Below are 20,497 nucleotides of genomic sequence, written 5' to 3'. Positions count from 1 at the left end.
ATGAAAAACCAAACCACTCCCAGCCCTGATATTTTATGGTCGCCCTCAGAAGACACCCTGAAGAACTCCAGAATGGGCCAGTTCAAGGCCTGGCTGGAGCAGCAGGGCCTAGGTCCCTTTACCGATTACCACGCTTTGCACCAGTGGTCGATTGATGAGCTTGAGACCTTCTGGCAAAAGGTCTGGGATTACTGTGGTCTGGTCTGCGACACACCGGCCGATAAAGTCCTTGGCAAGCGTGAAATGCCTGGCGCCGAATGGTTCCCGGGTATGAAGCTGAATTTTGCCGCCAACCTGCTCCGTTTGGCGCAGGGAGAGCACGCCAATCGCGAGGCGGTGGTGGCCTACTGTGAAACCCGCCCTGTGCTCCGCCGCACCTACGCCGAGCTAAGGGCGGACGCGGGTGCCCTTGAAGCATTCCTGCGTGGCAAAGGCATTCAACAGGGCGATCGAGTGGCTGGTGTGGTCACTAACGGCTATGAAGCCCTGGTTGGTATGCTGGCAGCGACCAGCCTCGGCGCCATCTGGAGTTCCGCGTCTCCCGATTTTGGTGTTGGCGCCATTCTCGATCGTTTTGGTCAGATTGAACCCGCAGCGCTCATCGTTGTTAACGGTTACGGATACGGTGGCAAGGTGTTCGCCCGCCAGCAGGATTTTGCCGAGCTAATCGCCGGCCTGCCTACGCTGAAAACCGTTGTCAGCGTCCAGCAACTGCCTGACGAAGCCCCGATTCCTGGTGATCTGGTCACCACCTGGGAAGATGCACTGGCCTCCGGTGCGGGCAAGCCGCCTTCGTTCACGCCGCTTGCCCCGGACCACCCAGTGTATATCCTGTATTCGTCCGGTACCACGGGCAAACCCAAGTGCATCGTTCACGGCAACGCCGGACTGTTGGTTAATCATGCCAAGGAATTGATGCTTCATGGCGACGTTGGTACGCAGGACCGGTTCCTGTACTTCACCACCTGTGGCTGGATGATGTGGAACTGGCAAGCCTCCGCCCTGATGACAGGCGCGGCAGTGATCACCGTTGACGGCTCCCCGGGCTATCCGAACCTGAACTTCCTCTGGGACATTGTGGCGGAAGAGAAGGTCACCCATTTCGGCACCAGTGCGCGCTTCATCGCCGGCTGTCGGAAGGGCGAGCTGGCGCCCGCGAAAACGCTGGACCAGAGCAAACTGCGGGTGGTGTTCTCCACCGGTTCGCCGCTGTTGCCGGAAGATTACGATTGGGTCTACAGCGACGGTGCGCCAGGCGCCCTGCTCGGATCTATCGCCGGCGGTACTGATATCTGTGGTTGTTTTGTGGGCTCAACCCCGCTGCTGCCTGTTCGTCGCGGCGAAATCCAGTGCCGTTTCCTGGGTGTTGATGCTGTCGCTTACGCCGACGATGGCCAACCGGTCAGCGAAGGCCGCGGCGAACTGGTCTGCCGTCAGCCCCTGCCATCCATGCCCGTCAGCTTCTGGCAGGACCCGGATGGTGAGCGCTACCGCGATGCTTACTTCAACACCTTCCCCGGCGTCTGGGCCCACGGCGATTTCATCGAATTCACCGAGCACGGCGGCGCCATCATCTACGGCCGCTCCGACGCTACCCTGAATCCCGGCGGTGTTCGAATCGGTACCGCGGAAATCTACCGCCAGGTCGAAACCGTGGCTGAGGTCAAAGACAGCCTTGTGGTCGGTCGCCAGATCGACGGCGACGTGGAAGTGGTTTTGCTGGTGGTCCCGGCCGCCGGCCAGGAAATCACCAACGATCTGCTTAAACAACTCAAGAGCCGAATCCGCGAGGGCGCCAGTCCACGGCACGTACCCAAGCGCATCGTGCAGGTGAACGATATTCCGTACACCCGAAGCGGCAAGAAGGTGGAGCTAGCCGTCGCCAGGCTAATTAATGGTTCCAAAAAGTCGGATAACCGCGATGCCCTGAGCAACCCCGAGGCGCTGGACGAGATCGCAGCAGCACTAACAGATGTCGGCCTCCTGTAATTAAAGGCGCCTACACCTGTGAAAATCAACACTTCGATTAGCCGGTTAAAATTAACTTTCTTGAATTGTGGAGGGGCATAGTGGAACGCGAATCGATGGAATTTGATGTTCTGATCGTCGGCGGCGGCCCGGCGGGCCTGTCGGCAGCGTGCCGTGTCATGCAGCTGGCGCAGGAAGCTGGCGAGGAACTCACCGTATGCGTGGTAGAAAAAGGTTCTGAGATCGGCGCTCACATTCTGGCCGGTACCGTATTCGAGCCCACTGCCCTCAACGAGCTCTTCCCGGACTGGAAAGAGAAAGGCGCCCCGCTGAACACGCCGGTTACCCGCGACGATATTTTCCTGCTGAAGAACCAGGAAAGCGCCACCAAGATCCCCAATGCGTTTGTGCCCAAGAACATGCACAACCATGGCAACTACATTATCAGCCTGGGTAACCTGTGCCGCTGGCTCGCCGAGCAGGCAGAAGGTCTGGGCGTTGAGGTCTATCCCGGTTTTGCCGCCGCCGAGACCATCGTTGAAGACGGTCAGGTTAAAGGCATTATCACCGGCGATATGGGCGTTGCCCGTGACGGTTCCGAAAAAGACGGCTACATGCCGGGCATGGAACTGCGCGCCAAGTACACCATGTTTACCGAAGGCTGCCGTGGTCACCTGGGCAAGCGCCTGGTCAATGACTTCAAGCTGGATGAAGGCAAGGATCCGCAACACTACGGCATCGGCATCAAAGAGCTGTGGGACATCGATCCGGCCAAACACGAACCGGGCCTGGTGGTTCACACCACTGGTTGGCCGCTGAAGGAAACCGGTTCCACCGGCGGGTCTTTCCTGTATCACCTGGAAAACGGCCAGGTCTACGTGGGTCTGATCACCGACCTTTCCTACAGCAACCCGCACCTGAGCCCGTTCGATGAATTCCAGCGTCTGAAGCTGCATCCCGAGATCAAGAAACACCTCGAAGGTGGCAAGCGTGTTTCCTATGGTGCACGTGCAATCACCAAAGGCGGCTACAACGCACTGCCGAAGATGAGCTTCCCGGGTGGCCTGCTGCTCGGCTGTGATGCCGGCACTCTGAATGGCTCCAAGATCAAGGGCTCCCACACGGCCATGAAGTCCGGCATGCTGGGCGCTGAGGCGGTTTTTGAGGCGCTGAAGGACGGCAAGAGCGGTGAGGAAATCACCAGCTTCCAGAAGAAGTTCGAAGACAGCTGGCTGTTCAAGGAACTCTACGCGGAGCGCAACTTTGGCCCGGCCATGCACAAGTTTGGCAATGTGGTTGGCGGTGCCATCGCCTTCTTCGAGCAGAACATCCTGCGTGGCAGCCTTCCGATCACCTTCCACGATACCACTCCGGACTACGCCACCCTGAAGCCGGCGGCCGAGTGCAAGAAGGTGAACTATCCCAAGCCGGATAACACCCTGACCTTCGACCGTCTGTCCTCGGTGTTTATCTCCAACACCAACCATGAGGAAGATCAGCCGGTACACCTGAAGCTGACGGATCCGGAACTGCCGATTCGCGATAACCTGCCGAAATACGACGAGCCTGCGCAGCGTTACTGCCCGGCCGGTGTGTACGAAGTTGTCGAGAAAGATGATGGCAGCGGTAAGCGCTTCCAAATCAACGCTCAGAACTGTGTTCACTGCAAGACCTGTGATATCAAGGATCCTGCCCAGAACATTAACTGGGTTACTCCGGAAGGGGGCGGTGGCCCGAATTATCCGAATATGTAGGCGACACCAAACCGTGAGATATAGCTTGTAATTACCCTTTTCAAAGGAGGCTCCATAAGCCTCCGTGACTTCCTACTGTGTGTCCATTTTGATTCAATCAAGCGATCCTAGAGAATCAGAGCATCTTAACCGCTTGCAAAGAAATTGGTGACAAGGCCTCTCCGTCAGAGATTGCGTATTCCTTTATCTGGCGCTTCATTTCCCTGGCCCAGAACTTAGTAAGATGTTGTGCAACAAATTGAATCGCCTCTTCACGACACTGCGTTGGCGCATTAATGCTGATTTGATTAACCATCTTAACTAAATGTGTCGTTTGATCACTGCTCACATTTATTTACCCCAATAAATTGCCAAATTCTACTCAATGCTTGCGCGTATAAATAACGTGCCTTCCCGGTCTTGCAAAGCCGATCAGAGTCATTCCGGCTTCTTCGGCCCGGCGAATTGCCAGTGCCGTGGCTGCCGAAACAGCAACCAGACAGCGAATGCCTACGCTCGCGCTTTTCTGGACCATTTCGAAACTGGCCCGACTTGAGATGAGCGCGAAGCCGTCGTTGAAAGCGTTGGGGCCATACCGAGCAATCCGCGCACCAATGAGCTTGTCCAGAGCATTATGCCGACCGATATCTTCCCGGATCGTCTGAATCATGCCCTCGCTGTCACACCAGGCAGCCCCATGGGTAGCCCCGGTTTCAGACTGCAGGGGTTGATGCTGCCGTAGTCCATGAAGGGCAACCTGAACAGATCGATTGTGGGGAGAAGTATGATTGGGCACCTCTTGAATAGGACGAACCGCTTGAGAGAGACTCTCGGTGCCACACAGCCCGCAGCCTGTTCGACCGGCCATGTTTCGGCGCTGCTCCTTCAATCGTGCAAAACACTCGCCTGCGACATGCATCTCCAAGGTGATGCCCTGTTTACCAACCCCCACGTCAAGCTGGAAGAGTTGCTCCGGGCAATCAATAATCCCCTCGCTTAAGCTGAACCCAAGACCAAAATCTTCCAGGTCGGAGGGCGAAGCCATCATCACAGCGTGAGAGATGCCATTGTAGACCATAGCTACCGGAACCTCTTCTGCAACCTGATCACTGTGCGGAGTGCCCTCAATCCCGCCGCAAACATCGACCGTCGTTTCGAATACGGTCGAAGGAAGAGCTTGCTCCTGTGTCCCAGGCTCCATCACCGCATCCTCAACCTTACTCAAAGGAAGCGACATCGGAGCGCTCCTCTTCGCCTGCCTTTGAATCCAATAACTGATGCTGGCGCTCGTCGAACTGCGCAAAGTGCCGCTGCCACGCGGATGGCTGACTAACCTTCTCTACCTGCACCGCCGTGACCTTGTACTCAGGGCAATTGGTGGCCCAGTCCGAACTATCAGTGGTAATAACATTGGCACCGCTGCCCGGATGGTGGAAGGTGGTCCAGACTACCCCGGGCAGCATGCGGTCACTTATTCGCGCCCGCAAAACCGTCTGCCCTACGCGACTTGAAACGCCTAGCCAGTCGCCTTCTCGAACACCGCGCAGTTCGGCGTCACTGGGGTGGATTTCCAGAACGTCCTCGCTGTGCCACTGGCTATTTTCAGTCCGCCGGGTTTGTGCGCCCACGTTGTACTGACTCAGGATACGTCCGGTCGTAAGCAACAGCGGGAACTTACGATTAGTTTTTTCCTCGGTAGCAACATACTCGGTGACCGCAAATTTGCCCTTGCCGATCGGGAAGTCGAGGGTGTGCATGGTAGGGGTTCCATCAGGGTGCTCGTCGTTACAAGGCCACTGGATACTACCAAGATCGTCCAGCCTGTCGTAACTGACTCCTGTGAAGGTCGGCGTCAGCCGAGCAATCTCGTCCATAATCTCGGACGGATGGTTGTAATGCATCGGATATCCCAACGCATTGGACAACGCCATGGTGACTTCCCAGTCTTCCATCCCGGCCACTGGCGCCATCACCTTGCGCACCCGGTTAATCCGTCGCTCGGCGTTGGTGAAGGTGCCGTTCTTTTCGAGGAAAGTGGAGCCCGGCAGCAACACATGAGCGTACTTGGCGGTTTCGTTCAGGAAGATATCCTGCACAATCAGACAATCCAGCGAACTGAGTGCCGCCTCCACATGCTGGGTGTTGGGATCGGACTGGGCAATATCCTCGCCCTGCACATACATGGCCTTGAAACTGCCGGCAATGGCGGCATCAAACATGTTGGGAATTCGCAGGCCCGGCTCGTTGTCTATGACCACATTCCATGCATCCTGGAACTTGGTCCGTACCGCCGAATCGCCCACATGCTGGTAGCCGGGCAGTTCGTGAGGGAAGGAGCCCATGTCGCAGGAGCCCTGAACGTTGTTTTGTCCCCGCAGCGGGTTCACCCCCACACCTTCACGGCCAATGTTACCGGTGGCCATTGCCAGGTTGGCGATACCCATCACCATGGTGGAGCCCTGGCTGTGCTCTGTGACACCCAGGCCATAGTAGATGGCTCCATTATCCGCTTCGCCATACGCCCGCGCGGCCTGACGCACCAAGTCGGCAGACACACCGGTGACCACCTCCAGGGCTTCCGGAGAATGGCGTTCCTCGGCAATGAAATCCCGCCACTGGTTGTATTGTTTGAGCTCACACCGGCTTTCGATGAACCCTTTGTCTTCCAGCCCCTCGGTCACAATCACATGGGCCAGCGAGTTGATCATCGCTACGTTGGTACCCGGACGTAACGGCAGGTGAATGCCTTCAGTGCCATGGGGCGTTTTCAGCAGATCGATGCGGCGCGGATCAATCACGATCAGTTTTGCGCCCTGGCGAAGACGCTTGCGCATCTGGGAGGCAAACACCGGGTGGGCATCGGTAGGGTTGGCACCGATCACCACTATGGTGTCGGCCTTCATAACGGAATCAAAGGTCTGTGTTCCCGCGGATTCGCCCATGGTGGTCTTCAGACCAAAGCCGGTGGGGGAATGACAGACACGTGCACAGGTGTCTGTGTTGTTGTTGCCGAACGCCGCGCGAATCAGCTTCTGCACCAGATAGGTTTCCTCATTGGTACAGCGGGAAGACGTAATACCGCCGATGCTTTCCCGACCGTATCTTGCCTGGGTGTCTTTGAGCTTCTTGGCAGAAAACTCAATGGCCTCTTCCCAAGTCACAACTTGCCAGGGGTCGTCGATCGACTCCCGGATCATTGGCTCCTTGATCCGGTCCTTGTGAGTGGTATAGCCGAACGCAAAACGCCCCTTCACGCAGGAATGACCTTGGTTGGCATCGCCACCCTTGTAGGGAACCATGCGCACCAATTGGTCACCTTTCATTTCTGCCTTGAACGAGCAGCCCACACCGCAGTATGCGCAAGTAGTGACCACACTGTGCTCTGGCTGGCCAGCGTCGATCACGCTCTTTTCCATTAATGTGGAGGTGGGGCAGGCCTGCACGCAGGCACCGCACGAGACGCACTCGGAATCCATGAACGGATCGTTCTGTCCGGCAGACACCTTGGAGTCGAAACCACGGCCGTCGATGGTCAGGGCAAAAGTGCCCTGCACTTCCTCACAGGCGCGTATGCAACGGGAGCAGACAATGCACTTACTGGGGTCGAAGCTGAAATAGGGGTTGGAGTCGTCCACCTCCGCATCGAGATGGTTCTCACCCTCAAATCCATAACGGACTTCCCGAAGCCCCACGGCGCCGGCCACGTCCTGCAGTTCGCAATTGCCATTGGCCGGACAGGTCAAGCAGTCCAACGGGTGGTCTGAAATATACAGCTCCATGATGTTGCGCCGGAGCTTCGCCAGCTTGGCGTTCTGAGTGGTGACAGTCATGCCTTCGGACACCGGAGTGGTACAGGAGGCCGGATAGCCGCGTCGGCCCTCGATCTCCACCGCGCACATGCGACAGGAACCGAAGGCTTCCAGGTTGTCCGATGCACACAGCTTGGGAATATTGATACCCGCCAGGGTGGCTGCCCGCAGTACCGAGGTTCCTTCTGGCACGGCGATATCGGTGCCGTCTATGGAGAGGCTGACTAGAGTTTCTGAATTACTGGGCGGCGTACCATAGTCGATATTGGGATTCAGGCCGCTCGTGTCGGGATCAAAATATTGCAGCATTGTTATTGCCTCCACTCGCGTTGGTCAGGCCGTCAGGTCGTCCGGAAAATATTTCATCACACTCTGTACAGGGAATGGGGTCATACCGCCCATGGCACATAGGGAACCATCCACCATGGTCTCGCACAGCTCCTCCAGCAGAACCAGGTTGGCCTCCGGGCTCTCGCCAGCACGAATTCGGTCGATCACTTCGAGACCACGCACTGAACCGATCCGACAGGGTGTGCACTTTCCGCAGGACTCCACGGTGCAGAACTCCATGGCGAACCGAGCCTGCTCGCCCATATCCACCGTGTCATCAAAGACCACCACGCCGCCATGGCCGATGCCTGCGCCAAGTTGGGCAAAGGCTTCGTAATCCATCGGCGTATCCCACTGGTTTTGCGGCATGTAGGCCATCAGCGGGCCGCCCACCTGAACCGCTTTCATGGGGCGGCCAGTGAAAGTGCCACCACCGAAGTCTTCCAGGATCTCTCTCAGGCTGACCCCGAATGCAAGTTCGATCAGACCGCCCCTTCGAATGTTGCCCGCCAACTGGATGGGCAGCGTACCCCGGGACTTACCCATTCCGTAATCAGCGTAGGTCTGGCCGCCTTTTACAAGAATGAATGGCACAGCGGCGAACGACAGTACGTTATTGACTACTGTAGGCTGGCCGAATAGCCCTTTGATCGCAGGCAGGGGCGGCTTTGCGCGAACCAGGCCGCGTTTGCCTTCCAGACTTTCCAGAAGCGAGGTTTCCTCACCGCAGATGTAGGCGCCCGCCGCTAGCCGCACTTCCAGGTGGAAGGCACGACCGCTACCTCTGACATCCCGGCCCAGATAACCTTCGGCTTCGGCACGACTGATCGCTTCATTCAGAATACGGTGAGCCACAGGATATTCCGAACGCAGATAAATGAATCCCTGTGTCGCCCCCACTGCCAGCCCGGCGATGGTCATGCCTTCAATCAGCATGTAGGGGTCGCATTCCATGGCAAGCCGGTCTGCAAAGGTTCCGGAATCTCCCTCGTCGGCGTTGCAGACAATGTACTTCTGTTGCTGCCAGGGCTCATCGTGTACGGTCTGCCACTTGATGCCGGTAGGAAAAGCAGCGCCACCGCGACCGCGCAGACCGGAAGCCTTCACTTCATCTACAATTGCCTGAGGCGACAGGGAGACGGCCTGCTCCAGACCGACGAATCCGCCGTGGGACCGGTAGTCTGCAATCGACAGCGGATCCGTGATGCCAATGCGGGAGAATGTCAGCCTCTGCTGGAGCTTGAGGTAAGAAATGTCTTCCACCATGCCAAGGCATAGCGGATGGTCAGACTTTCCTTCGAACAAACCGGCATCGACAAGCGCATCAACGTCATGCGCCTCTACCGGGCCGAAACCAATGCGGCCCGAATCGGTTTCAACTTCTACCAACGGCTCCAGCCAGAACAGTCCGCGGGAACCGTTGCGCACCAACTCGATCTCAAGGCCACGGGCATTGGCATGACGCTCTATTAACTTTGCCACCTTGTCCGCGCCCATCGACAATGCAGTGGTATCACAGGGCACGTAGATTCTTTTCAACATAATCAATGCCCCTTCGCTTGCACAAAATCCAGTGCAGTGGTGGTGAGCTCGTCCACCAGGCGATCAAACTTCTGCGGGGTTACCCGACCATGAATGTCATCGTTAACACGGATCGAAGGTGCGCAAGCGCAGTTACCCAAGCAATAAACCGGTTCGAGGGTAAACTCGTTGTCCGAAGATGTACCGTGATAGTCCACTCCCAAGCGGGCTTTGACATGCTCTTCAAGTGTTCGCCCCCCCATGGCCTGACATGCTTCCGCGCGGCAAACATGAACCACTCTGCAACCTACCGGATGGCTCCGGAAGTGGTGATAGAAGCTGATAACCCCATGCACTTCAGCCCGGCTCAACTGAAGCTTCTCTGCGATAATTGGGACAGAACTCTCCGGGATATACCCAAAATGATCCTGCACAGAGTGGAGAATAGGCAAAAGTGCCCCGGGCTTATGTTTCAAGCCTTCAACTATCCGCTCGATCATGACTGACATCTCTCTCGCTATGCCTAAGGCGATGGAGTTAAAATTCGCACCGCATATATGCACACCTGTTCTTATTTAGTAGTATTAAATGCAACAAAAGAACCTTATCACTCATTAAAAAGAAGCCAAATATGCATGGCTATACCTAAACTTTCTGTTTTCCCAGCGTGGGCTATCCATACAACTCATGCCAGCCAACTCGACCCTGCGATATTTCCTCTCCTACAAGCGGTTCGGGAGACAGAAAAGCTAACTGAAGCCGCAAAATTTGCAGGGATATCATATCGCCATGCCTGGAACCTGCTGCACCAATTAGGCGAAGCTTTGGAGTTTCCCATCGTAGTACGGCAAAGAGGCAGGGGGACTCGATTATCGGATCTTGGGGAACGGGTGTTACTGGCCGAACAAAGAGTTAGAGCGCGGCTTGGCCCTCAGCTCGACAGCATGGCTTCAGAAATTAATGATGAGATTCAAAAAGTGGTGGCTGGGCGCAATGCAGTACTTCGGATTAATGCCAGTCACGGCTATGCCATATCACTGCTACCTCAACACAATGACCAAGTTGAAATTAACCTCCAATACCGAAACCCTCAGGAAGCACTGCTTGACTTGTTGAATGGTCGATGCGATATCTCAAGTTTCCACTTCCCAACGTGCCCATTTCTGGCCAAGCGTGTTCTAGATCACTATGAGAGCGAGTTAAACAGGGCTCAATTGAAATTGATTCGGTTTGTTAAGCGTAAGGAAGGCTTAATGATGAAACCGAGCATCGGCCCCTTAAAGTCTCTTAAAGAGCTAACGGAGTCTAATGCACTGTTCATTCGTCGCGATACGCATTCTGGGACGCGCATCCTATTCGACTTACTTATGGAGCGAGAGAAGCTGACCCTAGGTGCAGTGAACTGCACATCGCATTATGAATACACTCACACCGCCATTGCCGCCTGTGTAGCTGCTGGCATGGCAGATGTTGGTTTCGGAGTGGAAGCTGCGGCGAATCAATTTGGACTTTCTTTCTCAGAGCTTGCTGAAGAACACTACCTTCTAGCATGTCGAGAGGAGAATCTTAAACTTGAGACTGTTCAAGATCTGATCGGCTTAATCCAATCAAAGTCGGTCTTGGATTCGGTAGAAAACCTACCGGGCTACTGTCCCGACTCGCCCGGAGAAATCACAACCTTCGATGAGCTCTTGAGCGAGAATCAAGGTTACGTTCCGAGCAATCATGTTGCCCCTTGACGCCCGAATACAGACGTGGTCAGACGGATAGACCATAGCGGCAAAAGATCACGAATATTTGAAGAAGCCCGGGGCAATATCAAATTTAAGAGATGGTGGGATGGGGCCGAGCATCGCCCCTAATCCTCAAGAACCGAACTGCCAAATTGAACTTTCCTGTCTGATTTTCAAGTTCCTTGGCATACCTCTCAAGCGAGTCGCTTATACCATCAATAGCTCTGGAGCGATCGGCACTCAGGCCGGCCAGATCATTAATTTGAGTGATGTTCTGGTTGATCTTTTCAACCACTTCGGTTTGTTCCTCTGTTGCAGATGCCACACTGGCGTTCATCTCTACCGGCTTTTTCTGGCTCAACTGACTGGAGGCCTTACTGAAAAGTGCGCATTGCGGCTCTGTTCTTGCCAGACCGTTTCGCGAGGTACATGGTTTCATCAGCCACCATCAGGGCTTTATCGACTCGACCGGGTGTTTCATTGAAGGTCACCACGCCAAGTGAAAACGTCACCGGCCAGTCATTCTTCTTCATCTTGTTCTCCAGGGTCTCGACCAGGCGCGGGATAAACTTCCTGGCCGCGTCGAAATCCGTATCAGGAAGCAACACCGCAAATTCGTCGCCACCGATGCGTGCCGGGAAGTCGCCGCTACGAAGGCCAGACTTGAGAGTATCCCCCACGTCTATGAGCACTTTGTCTCCCTCTGCATGACCGTAGTCATCGTTAATCGGCTTGAAGTTGTCCAGATCAATACTGATTAGCGTGAAATGTCGACCGTAGCGAGTAAGACGTTCGATGGAGCGCTCAAGCTCTGCCCGAAAGCTCCGAATGTTAGCAATCGACGTAAGGGGGTCTGTCCGGGCAAGCAGTCGTTCCTGATCCAGTTCATTCCGTAACCCGGTCACAAGGTAACGCTGCTCAGATACATCCTGACAAATCGCCAGGGTGTAACTTCCGCATGCCAACGTAATCTGCCTCAGAATAATAACGATGGCGAAGCGTGTCCCGTCCCCTCGCACAGCCTCCAACGCAGAATTCGCGATCCGTGACTCCTTCTCTGGAGATTTATGAAAGCTCGCCATTTTATCATCGTGACCTTCCCGCTTTTCGACTGGAATGAGTTCCCAGACATGCTTTGCGTGGAAGCTATCACCGCTGGATTTGAACACACGTCTGGCCATTTCATTAGCAATAAGGATTTCACCGCGATCGTCAACGACAAGGGCCGCTTCGGGAAGAGTATTAAGAAACCATTTGTAATCGGAAAGAATAGGCAGGTTGTCAGGATTCAAGAACTGGAACTCACAGGTGCTGAAATCAGCACGAAACAAAGACGACGGGAACGAAAAGAAGCGGCGATTATATAGGCTTCAGCCCAAAACATGGTCAATCATTGACCATGTTTGACAGGAATTTACGAGTAGTATTCGTTTTTGCTCCTAGGATGTAAGTCCAAATTGGCTGAACTATGTCCAATTCAACGCAGCTGCAACCGGACAAAATTCAGGTAGTTGTTTAAGTAAAACTGGGCGAGTAAAGTACGAAATCAAGGGTACAGGGCAGCGGTCGTTTTGGTAGTTTTTTGGCAATCTCAACCAGACAACCCTGTGCCCGGATTCGGCCTAAATCGTGTAAATATCGGTATTAAAAGGGTTTTTCAAAAGGCCGAACTTGAAACGTAACCGCTTGAACCGCCTCACTTTACATCGATTAACCCCCAGTTAAAACACCATGGTAGGCTGCACTCCGGAGGCAGAGGTCAGAGGTTCGAATCCTCTCGGGCGGGCCATTATTTTCAAAGGCCTGCGTGAAAACGCGGGCTTTTTTATTTTGGCGTATCTAAACCTGGACTTACTCCGGTCCACTAGACACTCCTGACCTATGATTGGACTTACCCCACTGAGCAGTAGCACGCCGGAAGAATCGCCATGCCTGGCGGAACTGCCCCCGTCAGGTTGATCAGCACCAGGGGGATGGCCAGGCTCAGGGCGGCAGCGCCTTTGAAGATACCCCTTACAAAAGCATCGAACGTGCCCGAAACTCCCATAATGAACATGATGACAGCAGCGGCCATGTAGGCACCCACTGCTTCGTTCAGGGAAAGCTCCAGAAACAAGGTCACCAACAATGCCGTGCCGAGTGCCGACCAGGCAGTCACAACCGGCGCCTTGAGCCAAACCGACAACAGGATTCCATGGCATTTCTTCAGAGACTGTAAATAGCAGGCCTTGAAGTCGATCAGAGTTTTGTGAACAACATTGATGACGGCGATGGCCGCCGATCCGAATCCATATTACGGGTGAAAATTGACTGGCAAAAGCCATGGAGCTGAAACCGACTGCAGAAGGTGCAGAGACCGAAGGCCAGTTAAACTGGTGGAAGTCGCGAAAATGCGACATCGCTCAGGGGTATCTGTTGGGTAAGCCAATCGACAAAGAACATTTCTTGAGACGGCATTATGTAAATTAAAAGGCAGTCTCGGGCACCTAAGTGCCCGGGACTGCCTTGCGTGAAACCAATAAAACCTATTGCTTTACCAAAGCACCATCAGAACTTGTACATCGCCATAATCTCCACTTGTCGCCCCTCGTCCCGTACGGAACTGGACGCAAAGTTTGCCGCAGAAGGCAGCGTCGCAGCATTCTGATCACGTAACTCGATGCCAAAATCAAGACTGGGCGTATAGCTGTAGATCAGATTCGCTGTGGCCATTTTGAAGGTATCGTCGGACACGGAAGCATCAACCTCTTCCGCTTTGACTTGGCCGTATCTGAGTGTTCCCCGAAGTTTACTGGTGAATTGATGCGTTACCCCCGCAGACAGCCCGGTAGTGGTGATGGGCTCTCCAGCAGAGTTAACATCAGACGTGCTCGCGCCTCTGGAGCCATTAAACCCCCAACCTGCGTAAACTGCCTGCCCCTCACCGGTGTAAGCTGTCAGCGACAAAGCGGTCTGACCGAGACTGAACTTGCTTGCCAAAGAAACAGCAGCGCCCAATTCGGAATCTCCATTCAAGGTTCCGACTTCCCGGCCCGTGACAGCAAGACTGAAGGCATGCCCACCATCCGTGCGAAGCGTATAGGATCCAATCATGTCTGGATAGGCGGCGTCGTCATAAATGGGGTCCTGCAAAGTTAACCGGAGCCCGTTTTTCGCGTAGTGAACCACCAATTCGGGGCGGACAACTGCGCCGTTACCGGCGATAGTCCCGGCTCCCGGGCCCCAGAAATTAATAATCCGAACATCCAGTGGCGCCGTCGCAAAAAATTGTCCGTTCCATGTTTGGCCGAAGGTCAGGTTATCTACACTGATAAAAGCATGACGCAGACGCAAACCAAATGTGCTATCCGAGCCGTCATTTACATTGTCCCAGAAATCCGCCTCGATAAATCCCTTTAGTTTGTGACCGTTTTCCTCACCCTGAGCAGTGAGGTTGAATCTGGACTGACGGGCACTACCTGAAAATTGGTTGTCCCCGACATCTGGCATATTGTGAACACCTTCAACTTTCACATACCCACCGAGATCAAATTGAGTCCCGTTAATTTCCCCAAGATCAACTGCACTCACACTGGTAGCGGCACTTGAAAGGAGGATAGCTAAATATGTTTTTTTATTCACTTTAAATCTCCGGACGATTAAACACCGATCTTAGTTTTGTTTTAAGAGTTTATTTCAATAGCACTAGCCCATAAGGCACCTTAATGCGACAAGTTAACCCCCTTTTTCGGAGAGATTTATTTTGGCCGCACTAAACCCTGAGGATTTCTAAGGCCATTTCACCCTTTAAATCCTCAAAGACTTTAAAAACTTCGGGAATTGGAAAAAAACTACTGCATCCAGTGCACCATTTGGAGCGTTAATGCTGGAAATACAATAAGAAGAACAAGGCGAACCAGGTCAACACCAATAAAGGGTATCAACCCCTTAAAAATGTCTTTAAAAGCCACATGGGGAAGAGTTGCTTTTATTACGAATACGTTCATTCCGATAGGGGGTGTAATCAACGCAATTTCCGTAACAACAACAACGATAATACCAAACCAGATAAGGTCAAAATCATTCGCAATTATGATTGGCGCAAAAAGTGGCACGCAAATCAAGATAATTGCAAGTGAGTCCATAACACAGCCAAGCAGAAGAAATACCAAAAGAATGGCGAAAATAAGCTGGTAGCTGGTTAGCTCTGCCTGCTCAACGGCCGACAAGAGGCTCTCGCCTAACCCCGAAAAAGCTATCAACTTAGCAAAGAGCATCGCGCCAAAAAGAACGCTATACAACATCACTGAAGTGAAAGCTGAATCGAGAAAGATTTTCTTGAAGTCAGATTTCGACATACGCCCCTGGACAAGAGCGATTATCAGGGCAAAGCCAGCCCCCATGCCGGCGGCTTCAGTCGCGGTAAAGATTTTTGCGTAAATTCCACCGATAATCAGCAGAAACAGCAGACAAAACGGCCAAACACCGCTAAGGGTTTTGAACCGTTCGCGATTGGAGGTTTTTTCACCCTTGGGGGCTGCATTGGGGTTAACTCTGGCAATTACGTATATTGCAGCCATATAAAACACCAATCCCAGCACACCCGGAACAATCCCGGCAATGAATAGATGCCCTATGTTGGTTTGCGTCAAGATTCCATAAATCATCAGAATGATGGAAGGAGGAATCAGGATTCCCAGGGTACCGCCTGCCGCTATTGTGGCCGACGCCAGGGAGTCGGAATACCCGTACCGCTTCATACTGGGATACGCAACTTTCGACATCGTGGCGGCTGTAGCAAGGCTGGAGCCGCACACGGCGCTAAAGCCGGAACACGTGACCATAGTTGACAGCGCAAGACCACCACGAACATGACCCAAGTAAGCATTGGCGGCTTTGAAAAGATCGGCGGAAATGCCGGTTCTGGACAATATGTTGCCCATAAGAATAAACAGAGGCACCACAGCCAACTCGTATGAGAACACTGCCTCGGAAATCGTCATCGAAAGCATCGTAAGCGACGCGTCCGTGCCCAGTATTGAAGCAATGCCAACGAGCGAAACAGTCAGAAGTGAGAACGCAAGCGGAACGCGCAGAAAAGCGAGAACAAGAACCGCTGCCAGGGCAATAAGTCCGGTGGTCATAATGGCTCCTCCAACTCGCCGCCGCTACTTTTTTGAGCTGGCAGAATTGCAACGATCGCGCTTAAGAGACAGCTGATGCTAATAAAGGAATACATATAGCTTCTTGGCACATGGAGTTCTTGACTCACTTCCTTTATCTCAACCGCGTCAATTGCCGAAATCATAAATTGATAACTCATAAGCAGAAGAATCCCTGCGATGAGAAGGTTCGTTAAAAACCGGAACCACTGCATTCGATCGGACATAATGAATCGGTCAAAAAGATCAACTGCCAAATGCCCACGAGAGGAAGTCAACAAGGGCAAGCCACAGAAAACGATTATTGCCATCAGATGTTCTGTGACATCGTGCGCACCGTAAATGGGTGCGTTAAACAAATGACGACCAAGCACATCGGAAAAAGTGAGTATTACCATTGCAAGCAGCGTCACAATCAGTGCTTTCTCAACAAGCCGTCTAATTAAACTGAATGTAAGAGACATCTCAAAATCCATGCTAGCTTTCGCGAACATTGTGAACCGGCAATTGACATTGCCGGAACATGATCACCTACCCGATAATTCTTGATAGCGATTTTGGTGGAACTCGACGATTTCGAGCGGTTTCGAAACCCCGAAAGCATCGCCCTCTGAAGCCCAGTCTTCGATCATCCGTTCCCGAATCTCGGCAATTTTCTCCAGCAATGCGCTCGATGGTGTATTGAAGCTGTGACCAGCGGCCTGCAACTCTAATTCCGCTTGGTCAATCTGCCGTTGAAATTCCTTACCCCATAAGCTTGAAAACACCTCCCCAGAGACGGACATAATTGCATTCCGGTCTTCTTCGGAGAGCTTCTTCCACTTTCGTTTATTGATCGCCAGGAAAAAGGTTGCATCGTAAAAACCACCCGGAATTTCTGTGTGGTGTGACAGTTGTTCCGTCAACCGGAAATTCACGACCGATTCCAGTGTGTGGAGGGACGCATCCAATACCCTTCCTTCAAGGAGCTCATAGGCTTTAGTTGCGGGCGCAGCGACTGGAATGGCTCCAAGCTCTTCAAGCAAGCGCTTCTGGATTGGGCCACCCATACGGACTTTCTGATTAGCCAGGTCTTCAAGGCTGACAATATCTTTACTGGAATGATTGATGACCCCTGGCCCCAAAGATCCAACGCCAAGTACTTGAACGCCCGAAAAGGCGGCGTTGTCTTTAAAGTATTTTTGATAAGTGTCCCAGAGCGCGACGGAAGTTGCTTCAGCACTTTCACCGTTAAAGGGCATTTCGGCGAACCACATGACCTTGAAGCGGTCAGGCTCGTACGTAAAGTTACCCCATGTGATGTCCACAACGCCCTTTCGAGCCAACTCCCAATGCTGAGCCGGGCTGCCAATCGGTTTGGGAAGCATTCTTACTTTGACGCGACCGTCAGTGGCGACATCAACTTTGTCGGCCCAAACCTGCAAGATATCGGTTGTAACGAAATGGGTAGGAGGTACCCAGTTAGACATTGTCAGTGTGGTTGCTTTGGCCGCCAACGACACGCCGGACATCAAAAGGCCTGCGCAAATTCTTACTGATAGAGATTTAATTTTCTTGTTTTTGAACATTGTCTCACCTCGTTTTTGGATTTATTTCATGAGCTTGAGAGGTAGCGAGTCGCAAGGTTTACCCAAAGCTGAGCACCTCCGATCAACGCTTCATCATTAAAGTCATAATGGGGATTATGAACGCTACAGGGTCCGACCCGGTTACCCGACTGGAACCCATTATCGCCATTGCCAATAAGCACATAGCATCCAGGACGCTGCTGCAGCATATAGGCAAAGTCTTCACTTCCCGTTAAGGGACAGTAGTCAGTGTTGACGTTTTCAACTCCGAAAACCTCCTGCGCTGCGACCTCAATGATTTTGGATTCATTTTCGCTGTTAATTAGGACGGGATAACCGTTTTCATAATTTATACTTGCCGTGCACCCGTAGGCCGCTGCAGTACTCTCAACGAGCTCAACAATGCGTCTTCTTAGAGTTTCCCGTACGTTGGGCTGCAGGGCACGAACACTGAGTTCAAGAAATCCTTCTTCGGGGATTATGTTGTATAACTTCCCAGCACTCATTCGACCAACACTGACGACCCCGGTTTCCAGAGGATCAATGTTTCGCGATACCAAGCTTTGAAGGCCCATTACCGTAGCAGCGAGCGGCTGAGTCGGATCTACCGCTAATTGCGGGAGTCCCCCATGACCGCCCTTGCCTTTAAAGACAATCTGGACCTTGTCCGAAGAACACATAAAGGGACCGCTTCGAAAAGCACAGTGACCAACTGGCAAGCCGGGGTAGTTATGGAGTGCAAATATCGCGTCGCAAGGGAACGAGTGAAACAACTCCTGATCAATCATGACCTGAGCCCCACCGTTACCACCCACTTCCTCTGCAGGCTGGAAAATCAGATGGATTTTTCCGTTTAGGTGCTCATTCTCTGCATGTAATCGAGACAATGATTCAGCAGCACCAAGCAAAATCGCTGTGTGGCCGTCGTGACCACAGGCATGCATTTTTCCCTCTTGTTTGCTTTGCCAGGGCAGACCTGTTTCCTCGTTTATCGGAAGCGCATCCATGTCAGCGCGCAGCCCCAACTTCGGACCTGTTCCAGAACCGAAAACCAAAGTGCCCACAACGGCAGTCTCAGCCATACCGGTGTGCACCTCATAGCCCCAATCGCGCAAACGTTCTTCAACCAGTTTGCTGGTCGAATACTCTTCAAAACCTAGCTCTGGATATTCATGGATTCGATGGCGCCATTCCTTCATGGCTTTGAGATCGACGGGGTGACGCGACATTCAGTGACTTCTCCTAGAGGCTTTTTGTCTTTAGTGGATTTACCGTATAACCTTTCAGTGAATCACATAAGGCATCAATATCGATTTGATGAACACATTTTTTGGTCACCACTATGAAGAACTCACAAATAAACGCATTGGTAAAGATTGCTGAGACGGGCTCCATTCGTGCCGCAGCGCGACAAATGAACCTCAGTCAAAGCGCCCTCACGAGAGCAATGCGAGAGCTCGAAGAAGATATTGGTGCAGAATTGATCATGCGGAGCTACAGAGGGGTAACCTTCACTCCAGCCGGTCATGCTGTGCTTAAACGAGCACGATTGATTTTAGAAACGATCAATCGCGCAAAAGATGAGGTACGCCAAATCACGGGAGGCAGTGGTGCAAAAGTGACTATTGGAGTCACTCCAGTCATCGCGACGACACTGCTTCCGCTGATTTATCGTCAATTCGTTCAGACAATGCCTGACGCTGAATTGACCTTATCTGAAGGTCTACTTACCGGGATCGTGCCCGAATTACTGGAAGGTCGTTTGGATTTTGGAGTTGCAATCGCGACACAAGAAGAACTTCCCCAGGAGTTGGTATTCAATCCCTTGTTCGATATTGATTGTTGTGTGGCAGGACGGAAAGGACACCCACTCTCAGGTCAGACTGACTGGACAACGTTGGCTAACGGGCGCTGGATCTTGAATCTTACCCCGGGTAGCAGCGCCAGCTACCTTTTAAGCTGGCTGGATCAGCAAGGATTACCGAGGCCGGAGCGCCTAGTAAAATGCTCGTCAACATTATTAATGCTGGAAATGATGCGCCGAACAGATCTCATCGGTTTTGGGCCGTCGCTGGTATTGAAAGATAGTCTGGCCTCGGCGGGTCTCGATACTTTTGATATGGAACCTGTACCTCCTCAAATAAGCTTGGGGATTGTGCGCGTACGAGGCGTTCCAATAACTCCCGCCGCACAGTTCCTCGAAACCCTTTTTTTCCGCCAAGCGGCTTCATGACCTACCTGGACAAACGGTGTATTTCATTACTGCAACACCTCCTGAAAAAGCTTCAGCACGAACTTATTGATGTTTCGCTGGAATCGACCATCCCAGAGCAATAAGGTGCAGAATGTCACAACCGAACTGCGATTTGGTCTGCTCCCTTAGCTAAATAGCCAACTAATCGAGTTGGCAATACAAGCGACACGCGCACAAGACATGAAGGACGCAAGCCCAAAACGCCTAGACTATTTCCAATTCAGGACAGCTATAACCGGACAAAATTCAGAAAGTTGTTTAGGGTGGTCAAGACGAGTAACGTATGAGATGAAGACCACAGGGCAGCGGTCATTTTGGTAGTTTTGCGACAATCATAACCAGACAGCTCTGTGCCCAGATTCAGCCTAGATCGTGTAAGCATCGGTATTAAAAGGGTTTTCCAGCTTTCCGGAATTGAAACCTAACCGCTTGAACTGCCT

Annotated in this window: 17 protein-coding genes; 4 read left to right on the top strand and 13 right to left on the bottom strand. The window is 52.8% G+C overall.

Features of this window, described 5'->3' with window-relative positions:
- Positions 1-1,989, top strand: a complete 1,989-nt coding sequence (locus FCS96_RS09660) for an acetoacetate--CoA ligase (protein WP_138440138.1) — start codon at positions 1-3, stop codon at positions 1,987-1,989.
- An 80-nt stretch (positions 1,990-2,069) separates the two neighbouring features.
- The gene (locus FCS96_RS09655) at positions 2,070-3,722 is read left to right on the top strand and encodes an electron transfer flavoprotein-ubiquinone oxidoreductase (protein WP_138440137.1); all 1,653 of its coding nucleotides are present in this window, start codon (positions 2,070-2,072) and stop codon (positions 3,720-3,722) included.
- Between the two features lie 115 nt (positions 3,723-3,837).
- On the opposite strand, the gene FCS96_RS09650 is transcribed toward FCS96_RS09655, so the two are convergent.
- Genes FCS96_RS09650 through FCS96_RS09630 form a run of 5 tightly spaced genes read right to left on the bottom strand, consistent with a single transcriptional unit; the run spans position 3,838 to position 9,861 of the window.
- Positions 3,838-4,050: a formate dehydrogenase subunit delta gene (locus tag FCS96_RS09650; RefSeq protein WP_041646015.1), complete on the bottom strand. Its 213-nt coding sequence runs from the start codon at positions 4,048-4,050 to the stop codon at positions 3,838-3,840.
- 33 nt (positions 4,051-4,083) lie between these two features.
- A complete protein-coding gene (gene fdhD, locus FCS96_RS09645) occupies positions 4,084-4,938 on the bottom strand; it encodes a formate dehydrogenase accessory sulfurtransferase FdhD (RefSeq protein WP_138440136.1) in 855 nt (284 codons plus the stop codon).
- A complete protein-coding gene (fdhF, locus tag FCS96_RS09640) occupies positions 4,919-7,819 on the bottom strand; it encodes a formate dehydrogenase subunit alpha (protein ID WP_138440135.1) in 2,901 nt (966 codons plus the stop codon). The genes fdhD and fdhF overlap by 20 nt, the downstream gene beginning before the upstream one ends.
- Before the next feature lie 24 nt (positions 7,820-7,843).
- Positions 7,844-9,382, bottom strand: a complete 1,539-nt coding sequence (locus FCS96_RS09635; protein ID WP_138440134.1) for a formate dehydrogenase beta subunit — start codon at positions 9,380-9,382, stop codon at positions 7,844-7,846.
- 2 nt (positions 9,383-9,384) lie between these two features.
- The gene (locus tag FCS96_RS09630; protein ID WP_138440133.1) at positions 9,385-9,861 is read right to left on the bottom strand and encodes a formate dehydrogenase subunit gamma; all 477 of its coding nucleotides are present in this window, start codon (positions 9,859-9,861) and stop codon (positions 9,385-9,387) included.
- Positions 9,862-9,996: 135 nt separating this feature from the next.
- Between FCS96_RS09630 and FCS96_RS09625 the strand changes: the two genes are divergently transcribed.
- On the top strand, positions 9,997-11,100 hold the full coding sequence (locus FCS96_RS09625; protein ID WP_228264064.1) for a substrate-binding domain-containing protein: 1,104 nt from the start codon (positions 9,997-9,999) through the stop codon (positions 11,098-11,100).
- Between the two features lie 85 nt (positions 11,101-11,185).
- Here FCS96_RS09625 and FCS96_RS09620 read toward each other — a convergent pair whose 3' ends face one another.
- The 8 genes from FCS96_RS09620 to FCS96_RS09575 all read right to left on the bottom strand — a co-directional run bounded on the left by FCS96_RS09620 (position 11,186) and on the right by FCS96_RS09575 (position 19,032).
- Positions 11,186-11,455 carry a hypothetical protein gene (locus FCS96_RS09620; RefSeq protein ID WP_138440131.1) on the bottom strand — a complete coding sequence of 90 codons (270 nt, stop codon included), beginning with the start codon at positions 11,453-11,455 and terminating at the stop codon, positions 11,186-11,188.
- A gap of 13 nt (positions 11,456-11,468) precedes the next feature.
- Positions 11,469-12,386, bottom strand: coding sequence for a GGDEF domain-containing protein (locus tag FCS96_RS09615; protein WP_171040719.1), 918 nt, complete (start codon positions 12,384-12,386; stop codon positions 11,469-11,471).
- A gap of 599 nt (positions 12,387-12,985) precedes the next feature.
- Positions 12,986-13,282 carry a benzoate/H(+) symporter BenE family transporter gene (locus FCS96_RS09605; protein ID WP_266094459.1) on the bottom strand — a complete coding sequence of 99 codons (297 nt, stop codon included), beginning with the start codon at positions 13,280-13,282 and terminating at the stop codon, positions 12,986-12,988.
- A 359-nt stretch (positions 13,283-13,641) separates the two neighbouring features.
- A complete protein-coding gene (locus FCS96_RS09595) occupies positions 13,642-14,715 on the bottom strand; it encodes a porin (protein ID WP_138440127.1) in 1,074 nt (357 codons plus the stop codon).
- 209 nt (positions 14,716-14,924) lie between these two features.
- Positions 14,925-16,217 (bottom strand): TRAP transporter large permease, encoded by a 1,293-nt coding sequence (locus FCS96_RS09590; RefSeq protein ID WP_138440126.1) that lies wholly within the window; start codon positions 16,215-16,217, stop codon positions 14,925-14,927.
- Complete coding sequence (locus tag FCS96_RS09585; RefSeq protein ID WP_212747067.1) at positions 16,214-16,711, bottom strand: TRAP transporter small permease; 498 nt, start codon at positions 16,709-16,711, stop codon at positions 16,214-16,216. Before FCS96_RS09585 ends, FCS96_RS09590 begins: the two co-directional genes overlap by 4 nt.
- A gap of 51 nt (positions 16,712-16,762) precedes the next feature.
- Complete coding sequence (locus FCS96_RS09580; RefSeq protein WP_138440125.1) at positions 16,763-17,803, bottom strand: TRAP transporter substrate-binding protein; 1,041 nt, start codon at positions 17,801-17,803, stop codon at positions 16,763-16,765.
- 26 nt (positions 17,804-17,829) lie between these two features.
- Positions 17,830-19,032 (bottom strand): M20 aminoacylase family protein, encoded by a 1,203-nt coding sequence (locus FCS96_RS09575; protein ID WP_138440124.1) that lies wholly within the window; start codon positions 19,030-19,032, stop codon positions 17,830-17,832.
- A 113-nt stretch (positions 19,033-19,145) separates the two neighbouring features.
- Between FCS96_RS09575 and FCS96_RS09570 the strand changes: the two genes are divergently transcribed.
- Positions 19,146-20,036, top strand: coding sequence for a LysR substrate-binding domain-containing protein (locus tag FCS96_RS09570; RefSeq protein WP_138440123.1), 891 nt, complete (start codon positions 19,146-19,148; stop codon positions 20,034-20,036).
- Positions 20,037-20,497 lie beyond the last annotated feature (461 nt).

The organism is Marinobacter alexandrii, assembly GCF_005871205.1.
GTDB classification, from domain to species: domain Bacteria; phylum Pseudomonadota; class Gammaproteobacteria; order Pseudomonadales; family Oleiphilaceae; genus Marinobacter; species Marinobacter alexandrii.
Note: the sequence above shows the minus strand (reverse complement) of the source record. Positions and strands in the feature narration are given on the sequence as shown.

Excerpts from the sequence above, each read along its gene's own strand:
- FCS96_RS09660 (WP_138440138.1), top strand. The coding sequence starts at position 1 with ATGAAAAACCAAACCACTCCCAGCCCTGATATTTTATGGTCGCCCTCA.
- fdhF (WP_138440135.1), bottom strand. The coding sequence starts at position 7,819 with ATGCTGCAATATTTTGATCCCGACACGAGCGGCCTGAATCCCAATATC.
- FCS96_RS09590 (WP_138440126.1), bottom strand. The coding sequence starts at position 16,217 with ATGACCACCGGACTTATTGCCCTGGCAGCGGTTCTTGTTCTCGCTTTT.
- FCS96_RS09570 (WP_138440123.1), top strand. The coding sequence starts at position 19,146 with ATGAAGAACTCACAAATAAACGCATTGGTAAAGATTGCTGAGACGGGC.
- FCS96_RS09630 (WP_138440133.1), bottom strand. The coding sequence starts at position 9,861 with ATGATCGAGCGGATAGTTGAAGGCTTGAAACATAAGCCCGGGGCACTT.
- FCS96_RS09575 (WP_138440124.1), bottom strand. The coding sequence starts at position 19,032 with ATGTCGCGTCACCCCGTCGATCTCAAAGCCATGAAGGAATGGCGCCAT.
- FCS96_RS09585 (WP_212747067.1), bottom strand. The coding sequence starts at position 16,711 with ATGGATTTTGAGATGTCTCTTACATTCAGTTTAATTAGACGGCTTGTT.
- FCS96_RS09580 (WP_138440125.1), bottom strand. The coding sequence starts at position 17,803 with ATGTTCAAAAACAAGAAAATTAAATCTCTATCAGTAAGAATTTGCGCA.
- FCS96_RS09625 (WP_228264064.1), top strand. The coding sequence starts at position 9,997 with ATGGCTATACCTAAACTTTCTGTTTTCCCAGCGTGGGCTATCCATACA.
- FCS96_RS09635 (WP_138440134.1), bottom strand. The coding sequence starts at position 9,382 with ATGTTGAAAAGAATCTACGTGCCCTGTGATACCACTGCATTGTCGATG.
- fdhD (WP_138440136.1), bottom strand. The coding sequence starts at position 4,938 with ATGTCGCTTCCTTTGAGTAAGGTTGAGGATGCGGTGATGGAGCCTGGG.